The organism is Endozoicomonas sp. NE40, from assembly GCF_040549045.1.
Taxonomy (GTDB): domain Bacteria; phylum Pseudomonadota; class Gammaproteobacteria; order Pseudomonadales; family Endozoicomonadaceae; genus Endozoicomonas_A; species Endozoicomonas_A lisbonensis.
The window spans coordinates 1796125-1811673 of sequence record NZ_JBEWTB010000002.1 but is presented as its reverse complement, the minus strand read 5'-3'; the positions used below and the strand labels follow the sequence as shown (position 1 = coordinate 1811673).

Annotated in this window: 15 protein-coding genes; 7 read left to right on the top strand and 8 right to left on the bottom strand. The window is 47.2% G+C overall.

The window, feature by feature from the left end; genetic code table 11:
• The first annotated feature begins 142 nt into the window (after positions 1–142).
• The gene (locus V5J35_RS09150; RefSeq protein ID WP_354010958.1) at positions 143–1030 is read left to right on the top strand and encodes a DUF2608 domain-containing protein; all 888 of its coding nucleotides are present in this window, start codon (positions 143–145) and stop codon (positions 1028–1030) included.
• Between the two features lie 92 nt (positions 1031–1122).
• Here the strand turns inward: V5J35_RS09150 and V5J35_RS09145 are convergent, their stop codons facing one another.
• Positions 1123–1692 carry a DUF4202 domain-containing protein gene (locus V5J35_RS09145; protein WP_354010957.1) on the bottom strand — a complete coding sequence of 190 codons (570 nt, stop codon included), beginning with the start codon at positions 1690–1692 and terminating at the stop codon, positions 1123–1125.
• 94 nt (positions 1693–1786) lie between these two features.
• On the opposite strand from V5J35_RS09145, the gene V5J35_RS09140 reads away from it, so the two are divergent.
• Positions 1787–3163, top strand: a complete 1377-nt coding sequence (locus tag V5J35_RS09140) for a hypothetical protein (protein ID WP_354010956.1) — start codon at positions 1787–1789, stop codon at positions 3161–3163.
• Between the two features lie 53 nt (positions 3164–3216).
• Here V5J35_RS09140 and ettA read toward each other — a convergent pair whose 3' ends face one another.
• Positions 3217–4911 (bottom strand): energy-dependent translational throttle protein EttA, encoded by a 1695-nt coding sequence (gene ettA / locus V5J35_RS09135; RefSeq protein ID WP_354010955.1) that lies wholly within the window; start codon positions 4909–4911, stop codon positions 3217–3219.
• 151 nt (positions 4912–5062) lie between these two features.
• Between ettA and V5J35_RS09130 the strand changes: the two genes are divergently transcribed.
• The 4 genes from V5J35_RS09130 (at position 5063) to V5J35_RS09115 (ending at position 7739) form a co-directional block, all read left to right on the top strand.
• A complete protein-coding gene (locus V5J35_RS09130) occupies positions 5063–6343 on the top strand; it encodes a tyrosine-type recombinase/integrase (protein WP_354010954.1) in 1281 nt (426 codons plus the stop codon).
• On the top strand, positions 6303–6602 hold the full coding sequence (locus tag V5J35_RS09125) for a transposase (protein ID WP_354010953.1): 300 nt from the start codon (positions 6303–6305) through the stop codon (positions 6600–6602). The genes V5J35_RS09130 and V5J35_RS09125 overlap by 41 nt, the downstream gene beginning before the upstream one ends.
• Positions 6603–6862: 260 nt before the next feature.
• Entirely contained in the window at positions 6863–7267 is a 405-nt protein-coding gene (locus V5J35_RS09120) for a DDE-type integrase/transposase/recombinase (protein ID WP_354010952.1), read from the top strand.
• Positions 7268–7343: 76 nt separating this feature from the next.
• Complete coding sequence (locus tag V5J35_RS09115) at positions 7344–7739, top strand: hypothetical protein (RefSeq protein ID WP_354010951.1); 396 nt, start codon at positions 7344–7346, stop codon at positions 7737–7739.
• 161 nt (positions 7740–7900) lie between these two features.
• Here V5J35_RS09115 and V5J35_RS09110 read toward each other — a convergent pair whose 3' ends face one another.
• Positions 7901–8278 carry a hypothetical protein gene (locus V5J35_RS09110; RefSeq protein WP_354010950.1) on the bottom strand — a complete coding sequence of 126 codons (378 nt, stop codon included), beginning with the start codon at positions 8276–8278 and terminating at the stop codon, positions 7901–7903.
• Between the two features lie 223 nt (positions 8279–8501).
• Here V5J35_RS09110 and V5J35_RS09105 point away from each other — a divergent pair, with 223 nt between their 5' ends.
• On the top strand, positions 8502–8705 hold the full coding sequence (locus V5J35_RS09105) for a helix-turn-helix domain-containing protein (protein ID WP_354010949.1): 204 nt from the start codon (positions 8502–8504) through the stop codon (positions 8703–8705).
• Positions 8706–8915: 210 nt separating this feature from the next.
• On the opposite strand, the gene V5J35_RS09100 is transcribed toward V5J35_RS09105, so the two are convergent.
• From V5J35_RS09100 to V5J35_RS09080, 5 genes are all read right to left on the bottom strand, one after another.
• Positions 8916–10532: a glycoside hydrolase family 43 protein gene (locus V5J35_RS09100; protein WP_354010948.1), complete on the bottom strand. Its 1617-nt coding sequence runs from the start codon at positions 10530–10532 to the stop codon at positions 8916–8918.
• Between the two features lie 51 nt (positions 10533–10583).
• Positions 10584–11351, bottom strand: a complete 768-nt coding sequence (locus V5J35_RS09095) for a TrmB family transcriptional regulator (protein ID WP_354010947.1) — start codon at positions 11349–11351, stop codon at positions 10584–10586.
• Between the two features lie 174 nt (positions 11352–11525).
• Positions 11526–13304, bottom strand: a complete 1779-nt coding sequence (locus V5J35_RS09090) for a glycoside hydrolase family 13 protein (RefSeq protein ID WP_354010946.1) — start codon at positions 13302–13304, stop codon at positions 11526–11528.
• Positions 13305–13312: 8 nt separating this feature from the next.
• Positions 13313–14050, bottom strand: a complete 738-nt coding sequence (locus V5J35_RS09085) for a sugar ABC transporter permease (protein WP_354010945.1) — start codon at positions 14048–14050, stop codon at positions 13313–13315.
• A 98-nt stretch (positions 14051–14148) separates the two neighbouring features.
• Positions 14149–15435, bottom strand: coding sequence for a carbohydrate ABC transporter permease (locus V5J35_RS09080; protein ID WP_354010944.1), 1287 nt, complete (start codon positions 15433–15435; stop codon positions 14149–14151).
• Positions 15436–15549 lie beyond the last annotated feature (114 nt).

Genomic DNA, 15549 nt, shown 5'->3' with positions numbered 1-15549 from the left:
TAATGCGATGCCTTTGCAGTATGAAATCGTTGATGTGCTATTTTTGGTCACTTGTTAATCGCTTATGAATTAAAAGCTGTAAGGTGTCTGTCCGGTGTTGAAAATCAATAAATTTATACGTTGGCTGGTCGCTATCTGGTTTATGGCCTTGATCATAAACCCTTATCCGACATCTGCGGCGACAACATCACAACCGGGGTTGTTTCTACAGCAGAAGTTTAATGACGGAACCCTTAATAACCAGAGTCTGGTGATTCTGGATCTGGACGATACCACCATTACTACGCCTGAAGGGCAGTGGCTGGGACGGTCAGAGATGTTCTATTACCTGGTTGACAGGGAGATGCAACGCAATCCTGACAGGACAAGGCAGGATATTGTCGATGAGATTGATCCTCTGCTGACGATGGTTTATGGCAAAGTCCCTGTACAGCTCACCGATGAGACATTGCCTGACACCATTAACCACCTGATCAGCAAAGGCGTCACAGTTATTGGCATGACCGCCCGGGGGCTGCCCGTTGCCGACGCGACCCGGTGGCAGCTAAAAGAAGTCGGTATCACCTTTTCAGATACAGGGGCTGAACAATTTATTGCATTGTCGGGAGGCAGGCAGTTTGTGGTGGAGCATGGTGTGGTACTGGCCGGGCAGGGCAACAGGAAAGGAGAAGTGCTGATTGCTTTGATCGAAAACAAACTCCTGCCAAAACCAGGGCAGGTCATGCTGGTAGATGACCATGACCGGCATCTGGATAGCGTTCAGCAGGCAGTGATGAGTTTTGATTCAGATATAAGTTATGTTCCTGTCCTGTGTACTTACCTGAAAGGAAAAAAACGGTTTGACTCTGTTGAATCGGAGCAGCAGCTTCTGGATTTCCTGTATCAGTGGCGTAATGACAGAACTGTGTCGAACTTTGTGGAGCAGGACGCTTACAGTCAGGGGTTTATTGCCCGCTGCAAAGCGATTCCTGCCAGAGAAAAATATTGTGATGCACTGTTGCAGTACTACGGGATTCTGCCAGAGTCCTGAGAAACAGGCGTCAGCAATTCAGGCTTACGGCCCCGGGTAGTGACCTGAAAATGATCCCACCAGTAGCTTTCTGGATATTGCATAGCACCTGGTCAACTATTCAGAGCTTTGCCAAGCAGTGCCTGCTCATCAGGTTTGAACTCCAGTCCAAGAGCCTCCTGCTGTGCTTCTGGTGACATCTTCGCCCAGGTTTTCTGCACAATAGGGATCAGTTTATCTTCTGTATGTCTGGCAGCGAACGCTGAGAACTCGAATTCCAGAAAGACCAGGCAGGCGCAGTCTTCCAGTGTCTGGGTGTCCCGATTGCGTTTTAAGTTGAGCTTTCGTACCAGACTGTAGACCCGCTTTTGACTGACTTCACTGTAACCATTGTCCATCATTGCCTGCATGGCTTTTTCAGCATGCATTTTGCCCAGGTCACTGCGCCATCGCAGGTAGCCTGTTCTTCCTGTCGGGTAATCGGAACGGGGGATTTCCCAACGGCACAGATGTTGGCTTCTTACAGCGATCTGTAATTCTTCAGAGGCATCAGGAACAAGGCGTTTAAGCCAGCGGGTCATGCGTTCGGCGTAAAGCAGCTCATGGGCTTTGCCTGCGGTGGTTTTCGGGTCTCTGGCGTGCAGGGCATCTATAGTAACAAGGGTTTTTTGCAGGGGCGTCATTTTGTTATTTTTTCTGGAAGCTATCTTTCGGGAACTATAAACCGAAATGAGAGTCGGATACAGCCAGAAACTATAAACTGAAAAGGAGAACGTTGTGCGTTGGTCATTAATGATCTTTCTGGTGTGTTGGACTGGTGTATCGATGGCTGGCAAGGGCGAACAGAAAGCTATGCCCAAACAGTTAAAAATAGTGTTCGAGTCTCTGGGTTACAAAGCGGTTAAGTGCGAACAGTTAGAAGGTGCCACATCCTGCCTCCCCCTGTCTATTGCGTACTCGCTACAACTTTATGACGCAGAGCATGATGCAGCAGTGATGACATCTGCCATGAATCAGCTTTCCACACAACGGGCTGTTGTTTCCCGGTTTAATGGCATTGACAGACAGCTGCGTGATAGCCCTCATACTCAGGCAGCAGCGGTGAGTTACTTCCTTGCAGAAAGACTTATTGCAGCATTGAACTCACCGCCTGAGCTTTCCGCCCTGTTACAAAGTTTGCAGCGTATTTCTGAAATTGGACATCACAGTGTCGTTCAGACAGCAATAAATACTTTAAGAACCATTAGTCAAAATGCAGGGCCTGCCGAATTATCTCTCCGGGTAAATGAATTGATCGATGATGTCAGGCGAGATTTGAACCAATTCGGAAGCCTTGAGACGGCTGTTCTTCTATCAATGGCAACGAATGTACCCATTTTTGTGGTTGATGCCAGTAACGGTTCCGAAATAAATCTGGCAACCATTACCAATTCAGAGGGACAACTGACGTTTTCATTCGACAATATGAATGTAGAACAGGAGCATGAAAGGCTTCATAGCTTGATTCAAACAGGGCTCAGTTCAGAGGCGCTGCATTTTGTAGTATCCCCCAGATACGGATTATTGCCCTTGCAAAACCAGAATGTACTCCCTCGCGAACAGCCTGTTCTGGTTGAAGGGACGATCAGAAAGCCTGCTGCTTATAGCAGCAATGAATGCTCTGCTACCTGCTTTGATGTGGGTTTAAACGGCTTCCGAAAGATGGGGACGTCTGATGGGAAGTCAGCGAAGAGTCGACACTCTCCCAAGCTGAAGAATGGCATTCCCAAAGAATTTATTAAGGATAAATGGGAGCGGTATAGCCATCGATCCTGGCAACAGGAATCGGCGGCTAAGCCAGGCTTAATCACTTTTCATAACGTGGCTGTTTTAGTCATGGCTTCAGTCTTTAGCGGTTACCTTTATAAGAATGAAAAAGCCAGGGACTATTTGTATCAGTCGGTTTGTGGTGCTGATGATATTGGACAGTGTGGGCAGTACTATCTTCATCGTGCTGAGGATGCGGGCCTATACATCACTCATCATGCTGTGAATGCGAGCAGAACTGTCAGTGCAGCAGTTTATGATCGCGTTTGTGGAAATCTGACCTTGCGCGAATGTCTGCAATATTACCGGGGGAGCGACGTCACCGGGGGCGTTAAGAAAGAGATATAGCCAGAAGCCTGAACCTTTGCAGAGTGCAAAGGTTCAGATGGCAGTAACCGATATTAAGCGTCGATGCGCTTGTACTTGATACGGTGTGGCCCGGCAGCTTCTTCGCCCAGACGTTCTTTGCGATCCGCTTCGTACTCGGTGTAGTTACCTTCAAAGAAAGTGACTTTGGAGTCACCCTCATACGCCAGAATGTGGGTGGCTACACGATCCAGGAACCAGCGGTCGTGGGAGATCACCATGGCACAGCCGGGGAAGGCCAGCATCGCTTCTTCCAGTGCGCGCAGGGTTTCCACGTCGAGGTCGTTGGACGGTTCGTCCAGCAGCAGCACGTTACCACCATGCTTCAGGGTGGCCGCCAGTTGCAGGCGACCACGCTCACCGCCAGACAGTTCGCCGACACGCTTCTGCTGATCGCCGCCCTTGAAGTTAAAGCGACCAATGTAAGCACGTGAAGGTACTTCGTAGTTGTTGATTTTCAGAATGTCCTGACCATCGGAGATGGCTTCCCAGACGGTCTTGGAATCATCCAGTTCATCACGCAACTGCTGCACGTTGGAGATTTTAACGGTGTCGCCCTGTTCGATAGAACCGGAATCAGCCTGCTCTTCACCGACAATCATTTTAAACAGTGTGGACTTACCGGCACCGTTACCACCGATAATACCGACAATGGCACCTTTTGGTACGCTGAAGCTCAGGTCATCAATCAGCAGGCGGCCGTCGAAGCCTTTGCTGACATTGTTGAATTCCAGAACCTTTTCACCCAGACGTGGACCGGGTGGAATGTAGATTTCATTGGTTTCGTTACGGGTCTGGAACTCCTGGGACTGCATCTCTTCAAAGCGTGCCAGACGTGCTTTGGATTTGGACTGACGACCCTTGGCATTGGAGCGAACCCATTCCAGTTCGTGTTCCATTGCCTTGCGACGGGCGTCCTGTTGTTTCTGTTCCATTTCCAGACGCTGTTCTTTCTGCTCCAGCCAGGAACTGTAGTTACCCTGGTAAGGAATACCTTCACCACGGTCCAGTTCCAGAATCCAGCCAGCGGCGTTGTCCAGGAAGTAACGGTCGTGGGTGATGGCGACAACCGTACCCGGATATTCCACCAGAAAGCGTTCCAGCCAGGCAACGGATTCGGCATCCAGGTGGTTGGTTGGCTCGTCCAGCAGCAGCATTTCCGGGCTGGACAGCAGCAGGCGGCACAGGGCAACACGGCGACGCTCACCACCGGACAGGTTGGCAACGTTGGCATCCCAGTCTGGCAGGCGCAGGGCATCGGCAGCGACTTCCAGCTTGCGTTCCAGATTGTGGGCGTCGGCCGCCTGAATGATGTTTTCCAGCTTTGCCTGTTCGGCAGCCAGGGCATCGAAGTCGGCGTCTGGCTCAGCATAGGCAGCGTAAACGGCTTCCAGCTTTTCCTGGGCATCCTTGATTTCACCCAGAGCTTCTTCAACCACTTCACGAACGGTTTTAGCCGGGTCCAGTTCCGGCTCCTGAGGCAGGTAACCAACGTTCAGGTCTGGCTGTGGACGGGCTTCACCGTCGAACTCTTTATCTACACCTGCCATGATGCGCAGCAGGGTCGATTTACCGGCACCGTTCAGGCCCAGTACACCGATTTTGGCGCCGGGGAAGAATGACAGGGAAATATCTTTAAGAATCTGGCGTTTGGGGGGAACAACCTTGCTCACCCGGTTCATGGTGTATACGTAAGAGCCTGTTTTTCCAGACTTGTCACCTTTTGCCATTAGTCATGTCTCCATTTGTCTAATATATACGATGTTTATTACGTTTCCAGAGTATGAAACGCAATCGAAATAAAGTTATGTTTTAGTGGATTAAAAACTGTTCGTTACTATAGTTACAAAAAGTCACTATTTAAAATAATTTGGGGGTTTAATGAGCCATCAAATTGAAGAGATCAGGATACACGGCACTCGGGAAAAAATTCTACTAAAGGATGGTCTGCCTGTATTTTATCCTAACCTGTACATCACTCAAGAGCTTTCAGGCAGAGCACTGAACACACGGAAAAAATACCTTGAACACATTAGTCTGTTTGAGGCTTTTCTGGAGTATGAATCGATAGACCTGATTGCACGTCTGGAGCAGCGACCAGAACCCCGCTATCTGACTGATGAAGAGATTTCACGCTTTGTCAGTGACGCAGCTTTTCAAAAAACAACGCTCAATAAAAAATACTCCGGTATTCGATTGCTTCCTGCGGCATTTGAATCAGTGGGAAAGGTTCATGCGCAACAGCGGCTGGAGGCGGTACGCGACTATCTCGATTTTCTATATGACAAGCTGGGGGGGGACACGCGGAATGAGGCAATTGATGATCTGGTAAAGCGCTTCAATCGAAAAATCAAGGCTGCCAGACCTGCATGGAAAAAAACCAGGGTTGACGAAATGAAAGGGCTGACTCAACAGGAGCGCGAGCGCTTGTTGGAGGTCATGCATCCTGAAAGTGTTGAAAACCCCTTTGCAAATGAAGCACTGAGGCTACGCAATTACATTGTTTTGCTTTTAGGGCTGGAAATGGGGCTGCGTCGCTCTGAAATGCTACTGGTTAAAGTCAGTGATATTCACTGGCACAGCAGGGAGCTGTCAATTGTTGATCTTGAAGACGAACGGGTCGACACTCGGCTCACGGCTCCGCAATTCAAAACCCATGAGCGCCGATTGGTGATGAGTGATGATCTTAGCCAGGCGATAATGGATTATGTTGACAACCATCGTGTCTTAAGAAAAGGGCCGTCTGCTGCAAAGAAACATCCATTTTTGCTGGTATCCCACCGTCGAAGTGAAGGGAAGGCACTGAGCATAAAAGCCTTGGATAGTGTCTTTCCTCGCGTCGGCTCTGTTGTGCCTGAACTGAAACACATTCACCCTCATATTTTGCGTCATGATGCTGTTTATACCCTGCTTGATAGCATGAGAGAGGAGTTGAAAACACTGACACCGGAGGATCGAACGACGAAGGTTCAAAAGATTCTCACCTTTGCCTTTGGGTGGAGTCCTGAATCTAATATGCCTGGACTCTATGAGGCGAAATTCTGGAAGGAAGAGGTGAAGTGGTTTAATGACTCCGGACACCTCGTTAAGCACAATAGTGCAACCAATAACGAGGTTAACAATGGCAAAACGGAAAAATTGTTCTCAGGAATACAAACTTAAAGCAGTCAAGCTGATTACAGAACAAGGTCAATCACCTGCAGCTGTAGCCAGAAGCTTGGGAGTCAGTGCTGGTAACTTGCATCGCTGGGTTCGAGCCCACGACGAACGGAAAGATCAGGCCTTCCCTGATAAAGGAAAGCAGGCGTTGACCATCGTGCAGCAACGAATCAAAGAACTTGAAGCCGAAAACAAGCAATTGAAAATGGAACAGGAGATCTTAAAAAAAGCCATGGCCTTCTTTGCAAAAGACCAGCTGTAAAATACGCCTTCATACAGCAGGAGAGGAAGGTCTACCCAGTCGTAAAGCTCTGCAAAGTGCTGAAACTCAGCCGTAGCATTTTCTACGAATGGGATAAACAACAGGCGGAAGATCAACTTATAGACCCGGAGGCTTTTCGCCTGGAGGCAGATTCCCGGGAGGTTTTTGCTCAATCAGATGACACCTATGGAAGTCGTCGAATGGCGAAAGCCTTGCGATCAAAAGGCTATAGTATATGACGTCATCAGGCCAGAACTCTGATGCGGCGGTTTGGCTTACGGGTTCGGGTGGCTAAAAAATTCAAGGTAACAACTAACAGCAAACACAAGCTGCCAGTGGCGGCCAACCTTCTGAATCGTGAGTTTTCAGTTTTAGCACCAGACAAAGTATACGTAGCTAATATCAGCTACCTGTGGACTCGTGAAGGCCGGGTGTATCTGGCGGCTGTCGTTGACCTGTTCTCACGAAAGGTAGTCGATTGGTTTATGAGTAGCCGCATGACTACAGAACTGCCTCTGGAAGCCTTGAAAATGGCTTACTGGAGCAGAAAGCCCGGAGAGGGCGTGATACATCATTCGGATCGGGGTAGCCAGTATGCGTCTGTAGGATATCAGAACCAGCTCAAGGAGTATGGGATGGTCTGTAGCATGAGCTGGAGGTCTTAGAGGTTGAAGAAGGTCAGGTGGCACTGTCCTCCCTGAATGAAGTGTCTGCCATGATGGATGAGATAGAGGCATAACGATGAAGCATTTAACCAGCAAGGATGAGCAGCGCATCATAAAAATAATTGAAGAGTGGTCTGAGCCTAAGTTGACGTGGCCCCTTCTGGTCGAGGCATGCAAAACCAGACTGGGTATCAGTCGTGCTCGACAATCTTTAATGAAGTTGCCAGCCATTGATATGGCAATGAAGGCTCGCAAGGCTGCGCTTAAAGCGCCAATCGAGAAGCCGGGTTGGATTAAAGACATCTACGAAGCGAATAAGCGTATCGAGCAGCTGACCGCAGACAAACAAAAACTCCTGGCCATTAATCAGCAACTCCTCGAACGCTTCAAGATTTGGCAGAAAAACGCGGACATGCATGGCATATCGCAAAGCAAGCTGGATCAGCCTCTGCCCCAGTTCAGGAGAAAGTAGCAGATAACCATTTTTTGGACGTGAGAGAGCATGAGCCAGGAAAAAGGTGAGCGCTACTTTGAGATGTTTAAAAGCTGGGAGGCTACGATGATTTTGCTGACATCATTTTTGACATTTTCAGGTTAGGTTCGCAGATAAGAACCGGCTAGGATGATAAGAGCTTACTGCAAAACATCCCTTTCATTTTTCAACCTGCGATTTTCTTTCCTAAGCTGGTTTACTTCCTCTGGGATCAGCTTGACCACATCATTGAGGGCCTGATTCGCATCTTCATGCTGAGAGGGTGCGCCAGGCAGAGAGGGGGAGGACTCCTCTGTACCCCTAGGGGGGCTTGTATCGAAAGGTTCATTATCTGAGATATCAGCCTCCTGCTCCTCTTCAACCTCGAAGGCCATGGCTTCCTGCGGCTGCTGAGGCCCGATCATCCTTGTCCTCTTTCCCTTCCAGATAGCCAAAGTGCTGGCATTAATTCCCAACAGTCGTACCACTTCTTTGTCCGGGAGAACCGATGCCAAAGCAATATCTACAGCTTTTTCCATAAATTCAGGGAAAAAATTCGGTTTTCTACGTCTCTTTTCGACCATCTTATGGAGCCTCAGTACACTATACGACTCTGGGTAGGGTTATTTGCTATAGAAGAACAGGATTCATCGCTACAACGGAAGGGAAGCTGCAATCTCAAAAAAAGAAAATTTAAGATATATACTATAGACGATTTTTGCTCCGGTTCTGACTATTCCTTATTTTTGTAAGGAATAAATTTTGAACCCAAAGCAGCAGTTCGGACGCAAGCTGAAAGAGCTGAGAAAGCAACAAGGCCTCAGCCAGGAAGAGCTGGCTCACAGAGCTGGACTTCACAACCCGGATATCAGTGAAATAGAGCACGGTCAACGAAATCCCACACTGATGACCATGCATCGCTTAGCCCAGGCATTGGATGTAGAGATAAAAATTTTTTTCGAATAGTGTCAAGTGTACCGGATTTGTAATGACTGCATTGAATTGCAGCCTCCCGGAAGAGAGGCGTTGGTTGCGTTGTATAGCTACGAAAAATCGGAAGACTTCTGAAGCGCAATGCTCGCTGTGGTGCCTATCTTCAATCAAAGCTGATTATAAGATAGGCAGAAACACAGTTTTATCTACAGTCTCAGCAGGTACAGAGCATTATGGCGAATTTTATACTGAAAGCGTCTCAAAACGTACATTTGAGAAGTCAACATGTTCAATAGCGGGTTCCGACATCAGGAAGCTATGCAGGCAACACAGCGCTCCTGTGTAGTATCTGGAAAGCAGGGTGTTGACAGGAATATTCTTAATAACATCAACTTGCTCCCTATTGCTTTCCTTAAGCATGGCATAACTGAAGTGATAGCCATTTCGATCGCAGGTTATCATTAATCGCAAATCCCGTGCCTCTACAGGCACCTCCGAAACAGCCAGTTTTTCTCCATTTAACGCCACTTCAAGCTCAAGGGTACCGCCTTTTTTCATGACTGACATCAGCAGGTGGTGGTCGTCTTTCTGAATCAGGCCAATACCACTTTTACTGTGTTCAAAGGTTTCTGGCAGGTGAAGATTTACCTGAAAAGTGAAATAACTGTGCTTTTGTCTGAAACCAGCCAGGCTAGCAGCTACCCGCTCTTCAACAGACTTTCCACTGCGAATTCTCAGACGCTTTTGCCCTGGTAGTACCTCAACGGTATCTACTTCTGGAATCCTCCTGTAGGTCCAGTCTCTTCTGAGTTCTGCACAAGAGAAATTATCAACAAAAGAATTGTTCTCAGTTGTTGGGTGATTCGAAAAAGGCAATTCATCGTTATGTTCAACACGTCCGGTTCCCGGCGCGCACACAGGCCAGAGAATATCCGACTGATTCTCATCAATGCCAAAATGGTCGGCTTCCCATTTGACAGGAACAAGATGGGTTTCCCGCCCCATGTTTGAGCGTCCTTCAATATCATTGCGAATCCCCAGGCACACCATATACCAGCGGCCATCACTAAGCTGTACAAGGTCACCATGACCAGTACTATTAACCCAGTAATCAAGGCCAAGGTGACGGGAAGTTAAAACGGGATTTTTGGGATTGCTGATGTAGGGGCCAGTGATTGTTGAACTACTGGCGACAGTGACCGCATGATTAAAGCCAGTTCCGCCTTCAGCCGTCATCAAATAATAACGACCGTTGTATTTGTACAGGTGTGGACCTTCGACCCAGTCACCGCCTGTGCCACGCCAGAGAAAGTGCCTTTCACCTTTAAGGCTGAAGGTTTTCAGATCCAGCTCCTGCAGCCAGATTTCCCCTTGGCCGGGGTAAGCCTGATCTTCAGGGGTATGCGTTCCGACGTACCATACCTTTCCATCGTCATCAAAGAATATGTCAGGATCAATACCTGGAGCGTCTTCAATCACCTGCGGATCAGACCATGGTCCAGCAGGGTTCTTGGCCGTAATAATGAAATTCCTGCAAGGATTAAAATCTGCCGGACAATTCCGGGGAGCATAGACGTTGGTCGTGATAATATAGAAAAGTCCCTTGTGATAGCGCATGGTGGGTGCATGAATGCCACCGTCTGACTCGACATCGCTGAGACAAATGGTATCGATACATTGTTCTCGTCTGTGCAAACCATGACCAATTAATTCCCAGTTAACCAAGTCCCGACTGTGATGGATAGGGAGTCCAGGAAACATTTCAAAAGAGGAGTTGACCATATAAAAATCATCACCGACCCTGCATATCGATGGATCAGGGTAGGCACCCTGCAGTATAGGGTTTGTGAAAGACGTCATTAAAGCTCCGGTAGTCATGTCAGGATGGTTGAGTACTTAATTTACTGTCGTTTAAAAGGGTTCATTTTCATGAGCTGTGGCTATGTGGGCAGGTATAAAGTCTTTATCCTGCATCAGCTCAGACAGGTAAACGTCACTGTGTATATGTTCGCTGATGATTCTTGTAAACAGCTTTTCGTTGGTATAAATGCCCTGAGCACTGCCAATATTTGAAAAAATAAGTGTTTCCCTGATATCTGCTACCATCATGAAACGTCTGGATGGGTATTCCTGCTCAGGCTTATCATTGCGGCTGTATATTTCAAGACCATCTACTGGAGACTCCAGCCTGTTAAAGGAGAAACAGAGTACTCTTACGCCCCGGTTAATGGCATTTCCCAGTTCTTCACTCAGCAATTGAAGGTTGAAGTCGGTATTGATATAAAGCTCTCTGGTACTTGAGTTGATCAGCTCTCTGACCTTCAATAAAAGGTTTTCGTAACCAGAAAGGTTATAGATAAAAGGTGTGTCTTTTGGTACGGCAATTTCTGCCAGTTCCTTTTTCAGTATGGCAATGTCGTTTAGCGTTTTCTTCTTGATTTGGCTTAAAATTAATTCAGGTGACTTGGCTTCGTATTCTTTAGTAGAGCCTTCAATCATAAAGATATAGCCCTGATTATAAAGGGTATCAATTGACGAGTAGACTGAAGATCGTGCCAGTGAAAGATCTTTTCCTATCTTATAGCCACTGGCCTGTCCGTTTTGAAGCAGGTTAATGTAAACCAGAGCATCTGTTTTGGTCAGCCCGAAAGACATTAGTTTGTTGATTAACTCAGTCACAATAAAATCTCATTTAATCATTCACAGGCCGATGAACAGTCAGATACCTAGTTATGATTCTCTGCTGTGCTCTCTAGTCGCCTTCGAGGATGAACCCGCGAAAAATTCAGGCAACTGGAGCAACTTATTTGTTAAATTCACTCCAGTCACTGACGTGTAATCGCCTATCAGCCATTACTCTTTGCTGATATTGTAACCATAAGGTAGCAAAGAGAGTTTTTTTCCATTTACCAAAATATCTTGTGACTTATCCGAGTTATTGATAACAAATTGCAATAGCCCGCGCTGGTAGGCAATGCACTGGTCGTTATCAACCTCCAGCCATTGAATGGTTGGGCAGTTAAGGTCTGGTTCAGATTTGCGTAACTCAATGAGTTGTTTGATAAATGCCCTGAAGTCTATGTCCTGCAGCTCTTTATCCCACAGCATGCAGCGCCGGTTTGCCTCTGAACCCATACCACGACCACCACTGAGGGCAACTTCTCCACCGTAATAAATACAGGGGGTTCCTACCTGTGTAAACATAAAGAGATAAGCCAGCTTTGCCTTGTCTTTATTACCAGAGCATAGGTGCAAAATGCGTGATGTATCGTGGCTATCGAGTAGGTTGAACATCGCTTCGTTCACATGATGTGGGTACGAAGTGTAGGAACGGTTTACATCCCAGATAAATTCCTGTTTGCCTCGGGAGTTTAACGCAAAGTAATCCAGAATCGCCTGGGTCATAGGGTAATTCATGACCGAGTCGTACTGGTCTCCCATCAGCCATGCGGATGCATCATGCCAGACTTCACCAAGGATATAGCAGTCTGGTTTTACCCCTTTTATCACCCGGCGAAAGTCTCTCCAGAAATCGTGATCGACTTCATTGCAGACGTCCAGACGCCAGCCATCAATGTCAAATTCTTCTACCCAGTGTCGTGCAATATCCAGCAGATAACTACGACACTCTAAATTTTCTGTGTTCAGCTTGGGCATGGCTGCTACATTCCCGAAGGTTTCATAGCGAAGATTGGTACCATCCCACTGCTCACGGGGTTTATCCTCGTAAACAGGAAATTCCTTGATCCAGAACCAGTCGGCATAGGCCGAGTTCTTGCCTTTTTCTACCACATCCAGCCAGATCGGGTGCTGATCCCCCATATGATTGAAAACGGCATCAAGCATTATCTTCATGCCACGCTGGTGCGCTTCTTTAACGAGCTGCTTGAAGGCTTCATTGCCACCGAAGTGTGGATCGACATTAAAGTAATCTACGGTGTCGTATTTATGGTTGGCATTGGCGATAAAAATGGGACAGAAATAAAGGCCGTTGACTCCCAGTTCTTCAAGGTAATCCAGCTTATCAATAACACCCCACAGGTCGCCCCCCATGAAGTTGTGGTGATCAGGCTCTGTCCCCCAGGGCTGAACATTTTCTGGAGAAAGTTCTGGACGACCGTTGCAAAACCGCTCGGGAAAAATGTGATACCAGACGGTGTCTTTAACCCAGCCAGGTGTTTTCAGGACATCCCGGGGATTGATATAGGGAAAGCAGAAAAAATTACTGAGGTCACTCAACTCAATTTCAGCAATGGCTTCATCGGCTATATCAACACAACGCTTTTCACCAAACAGCAGTTTTTGTTCACCACTCTTGCTATAGAGAATAAACCCGTAACGAGCCCGTCGTTTAGGTGGTGCAAACTCGGCAAACCAACAGTCGTGGTTTTGGGTTTCGCCTTCCAGAATCATGGGAATTTCACGCCCCCCGGTCCAGCCATGGGCATCACTGCCGCCGAGATTACCTCCGTCCAGTCCGCCAACAGCCCATTCGTAAGGGTCGCCTATCCACAGAACGACTTTCTCCACTTCGTCTTTTGCACAACGAAGACGGACATGCAGAGTGGTGTCATTGTAGGCATAACACTGTGTGCTTTTTGGGTTATGCACCAGGGCGCTTTCAGTAATCATTAAACCTTTCACTCCTTTACGGCCCCACTGACAAGGCCTACGGTAATGTGTTTCTGAGTCGCTACAAACAGCAGGGTAATGGGAACAGCGACCAGCAAAGCACCTGCGGAAAACAGGGTGTAGTTTTCAGCAGAGTTGGAAGCTATCCACTCAAAAATACCTATGGCGAGTGTCATTTTTTCTTCACTGCGCAAAATCAGGGTGGGCAGAATAAAATCCATCCAGGGAGCGGTGAACGACGTCAGACCAACAAAGACAAGAATGGGCTTTGCCAGCGGCAAGATAATTTCAAAGAAAATGGTCAGGTGTCCGGCACCATCAATTTTTGCCGCTTCATCCAGTGAGGTTGGGATCGCGTCAAAGTAGCCTTTTACCAGCCAGGTCATAAAAGGCAGTGAACCACTGACATAAACGAACAGCAGTCCGGCAAAGGTATCAATCAGGTTTAACTTTGACAGCAGCACATAAATAGCGGTCATGGACAGAAACGCCGGGAACATCTGTATGACCAGAATGCCCATCAGCACTTTACGTTTTCCCTTGAACCGATAGCGGGAAAAGATAAAGGCCGTAATGGTCACCACCATCAATGAAATCAGCATATTGCTGGCTGCCAGCAAAAACGTATTTTTGTACCACTGAACATAAGGAGTTTCGGTGAACAGTGTCCTGTAATGATCAAGGGTGAAGCTGAAACCGGTAAAAGTACTGCTGAACAAATTGACGCCGGGCTTGAATGACGCCATGACGGTCCAGATAATCGGTGCTAAAACAATGACTGTGTTGAATATCAGGAATAAATAAACAGTCAAGACACCTGCTTTATGTATAAATCGATTCACTGTTACATCCCCACGTCATTCTTGAATGATTTCATTCGGCTGAATTGCCAGATAGCAATAAGTGATAAAAACAGGAATATAATAATCGAGACAACAGAGGCGATGTTGTACTGCTGGAAGTCCAGTGTGAGTTTATAAATCCAGGTAATTAATATGTCGGTATGACCTGCAAATCGATAAGCAGGGTTAATGGGGCCACCTTCGGTTAGCAGGTAAACTGCTCCAAAGTTGTTAAAGTTAAACGAGAAGGTCATCACCAGTGAAGGAGCAACCTGATGCAATACCATTGGCAGGGTGATTTCCCTGAACTGTTGAAAACGACTGGCACCGTCTACTTCACTGGCTTCGTACAGTTCTTTTGGAATATTGGTCAAGGCGCCGGATATCAGCAGCATAAAATAGGGGGCGCCTACCCAGACTCCGACAGTGATAACTGTGATCTTGGCTAGAGTCGGATCTGATAAAAATGCGATGGACTCAAAGCCCCAAGTGTTCAACAGGGCGTTGACCGGACCAACACCGTTTAGTAACAGTCTGAAAATCAGCAATGTCACAAAAGCAGGGATAGCATATGGCAGCATAAAAATAACACGCCAGATTTTTTTACCCACTACATCCCTGTTAGACAGAGCCAGAGCCAGAATAAAACCAAAACCACAGGTGAAAACAGTAGCACTCGTGGCCCATATGAAGGTCCAGCTACCCACGCCCAGCAGTGTGCTTGACCAGATTTTTAACTCAAATAAGGAGCGGAAATTTTGAAAGCCCACCCAGTCCACAAGGTTCCTGGGAGGAATGTTGGCTGGTGCAGCATAATTGGTGAGTGATACAAGAACTGTAATGATAATGGGTAAAATGATAAAGGCAATAGCCGCCAGAGCCGCAGGACTTAGCATGATGATTGGAAAGTGGTCATCAAATAAGCTTCTTACCTGCTCCTTGAAGCCTGTACTGCTGGGTGATAAATGGCGGGCGTCCTGTATATTTTTTGCATAAGTGAACAAAAATGCGAGCAGCAGAAACAGCGCAATAACCCCTTCTACCAGCATATGAATAGAGTTGTCACCGTGAATAATGGTGAACCCTACCCGTTGCTGGGTCACTTCTCCCAGAGTCACCAGTCCTTTTAATGCACTAATAATGTCGGTGGCATAAAAAAGGAAAACCAGTTGAACCAGAAGAAACAGTCCCCCTTTAACAAAGTGCCTGTTTGCCAGCTGTGTTGATCCCATCAGCACGGCTGAAGCGGGTACAACAGAGCCAACTGGCTGCATAGTAGTTGTATGCATAAGAATTCCAGTATTAAAAAAATTATCGTTTGATGTTTCAATTTCCAATGCATCACACTAAACAGACCATGGGTCTGAAAGGTCAGTACGAAGTGACAGTGACTAAATAGTGAT

What these genes read in the sequence shown, in the direction of transcription:
- V5J35_RS09150 (WP_354010958.1), top strand. Translation starts at nt 143, where the DNA reads ATGGCCTTGATCATAAACCCTTATCCGACATCTGCGGCGACAACATCA.
- V5J35_RS09145 (WP_354010957.1), bottom strand. Translation starts at nt 1,692, where the DNA reads ATGACGCCCCTGCAAAAAACCCTTGTTACTATAGATGCCCTGCACGCC.
- ettA (WP_354010955.1), bottom strand. Translation starts at nt 4,911, where the DNA reads ATGGCAAAAGGTGACAAGTCTGGAAAAACAGGCTCTTACGTATACACC.
- V5J35_RS09130 (WP_354010954.1), top strand. Translation starts at nt 5,063, where the DNA reads ATGAGCCATCAAATTGAAGAGATCAGGATACACGGCACTCGGGAAAAA.
- V5J35_RS09125 (WP_354010953.1), top strand. Translation starts at nt 6,303, where the DNA reads ATGGCAAAACGGAAAAATTGTTCTCAGGAATACAAACTTAAAGCAGTC.
- V5J35_RS09120 (WP_354010952.1), top strand. Translation starts at nt 6,863, where the DNA reads ATGCGGCGGTTTGGCTTACGGGTTCGGGTGGCTAAAAAATTCAAGGTA.
- V5J35_RS09115 (WP_354010951.1), top strand. Translation starts at nt 7,344, where the DNA reads ATGAAGCATTTAACCAGCAAGGATGAGCAGCGCATCATAAAAATAATT.
- V5J35_RS09110 (WP_354010950.1), bottom strand. Translation starts at nt 8,278, where the DNA reads ATGGAAAAAGCTGTAGATATTGCTTTGGCATCGGTTCTCCCGGACAAA.
- V5J35_RS09100 (WP_354010948.1), bottom strand. Translation starts at nt 10,532, where the DNA reads ATGACGTCTTTCACAAACCCTATACTGCAGGGTGCCTACCCTGATCCA.
- V5J35_RS09090 (WP_354010946.1), bottom strand. Translation starts at nt 13,304, where the DNA reads ATGATTACTGAAAGCGCCCTGGTGCATAACCCAAAAAGCACACAGTGT.
- V5J35_RS09085 (WP_354010945.1), bottom strand. Translation starts at nt 14,050, where the DNA reads ATGGCGTCATTCAAGCCCGGCGTCAATTTGTTCAGCAGTACTTTTACC.
- V5J35_RS09080 (WP_354010944.1), bottom strand. Translation starts at nt 15,435, where the DNA reads ATGCATACAACTACTATGCAGCCAGTTGGCTCTGTTGTACCCGCTTCA.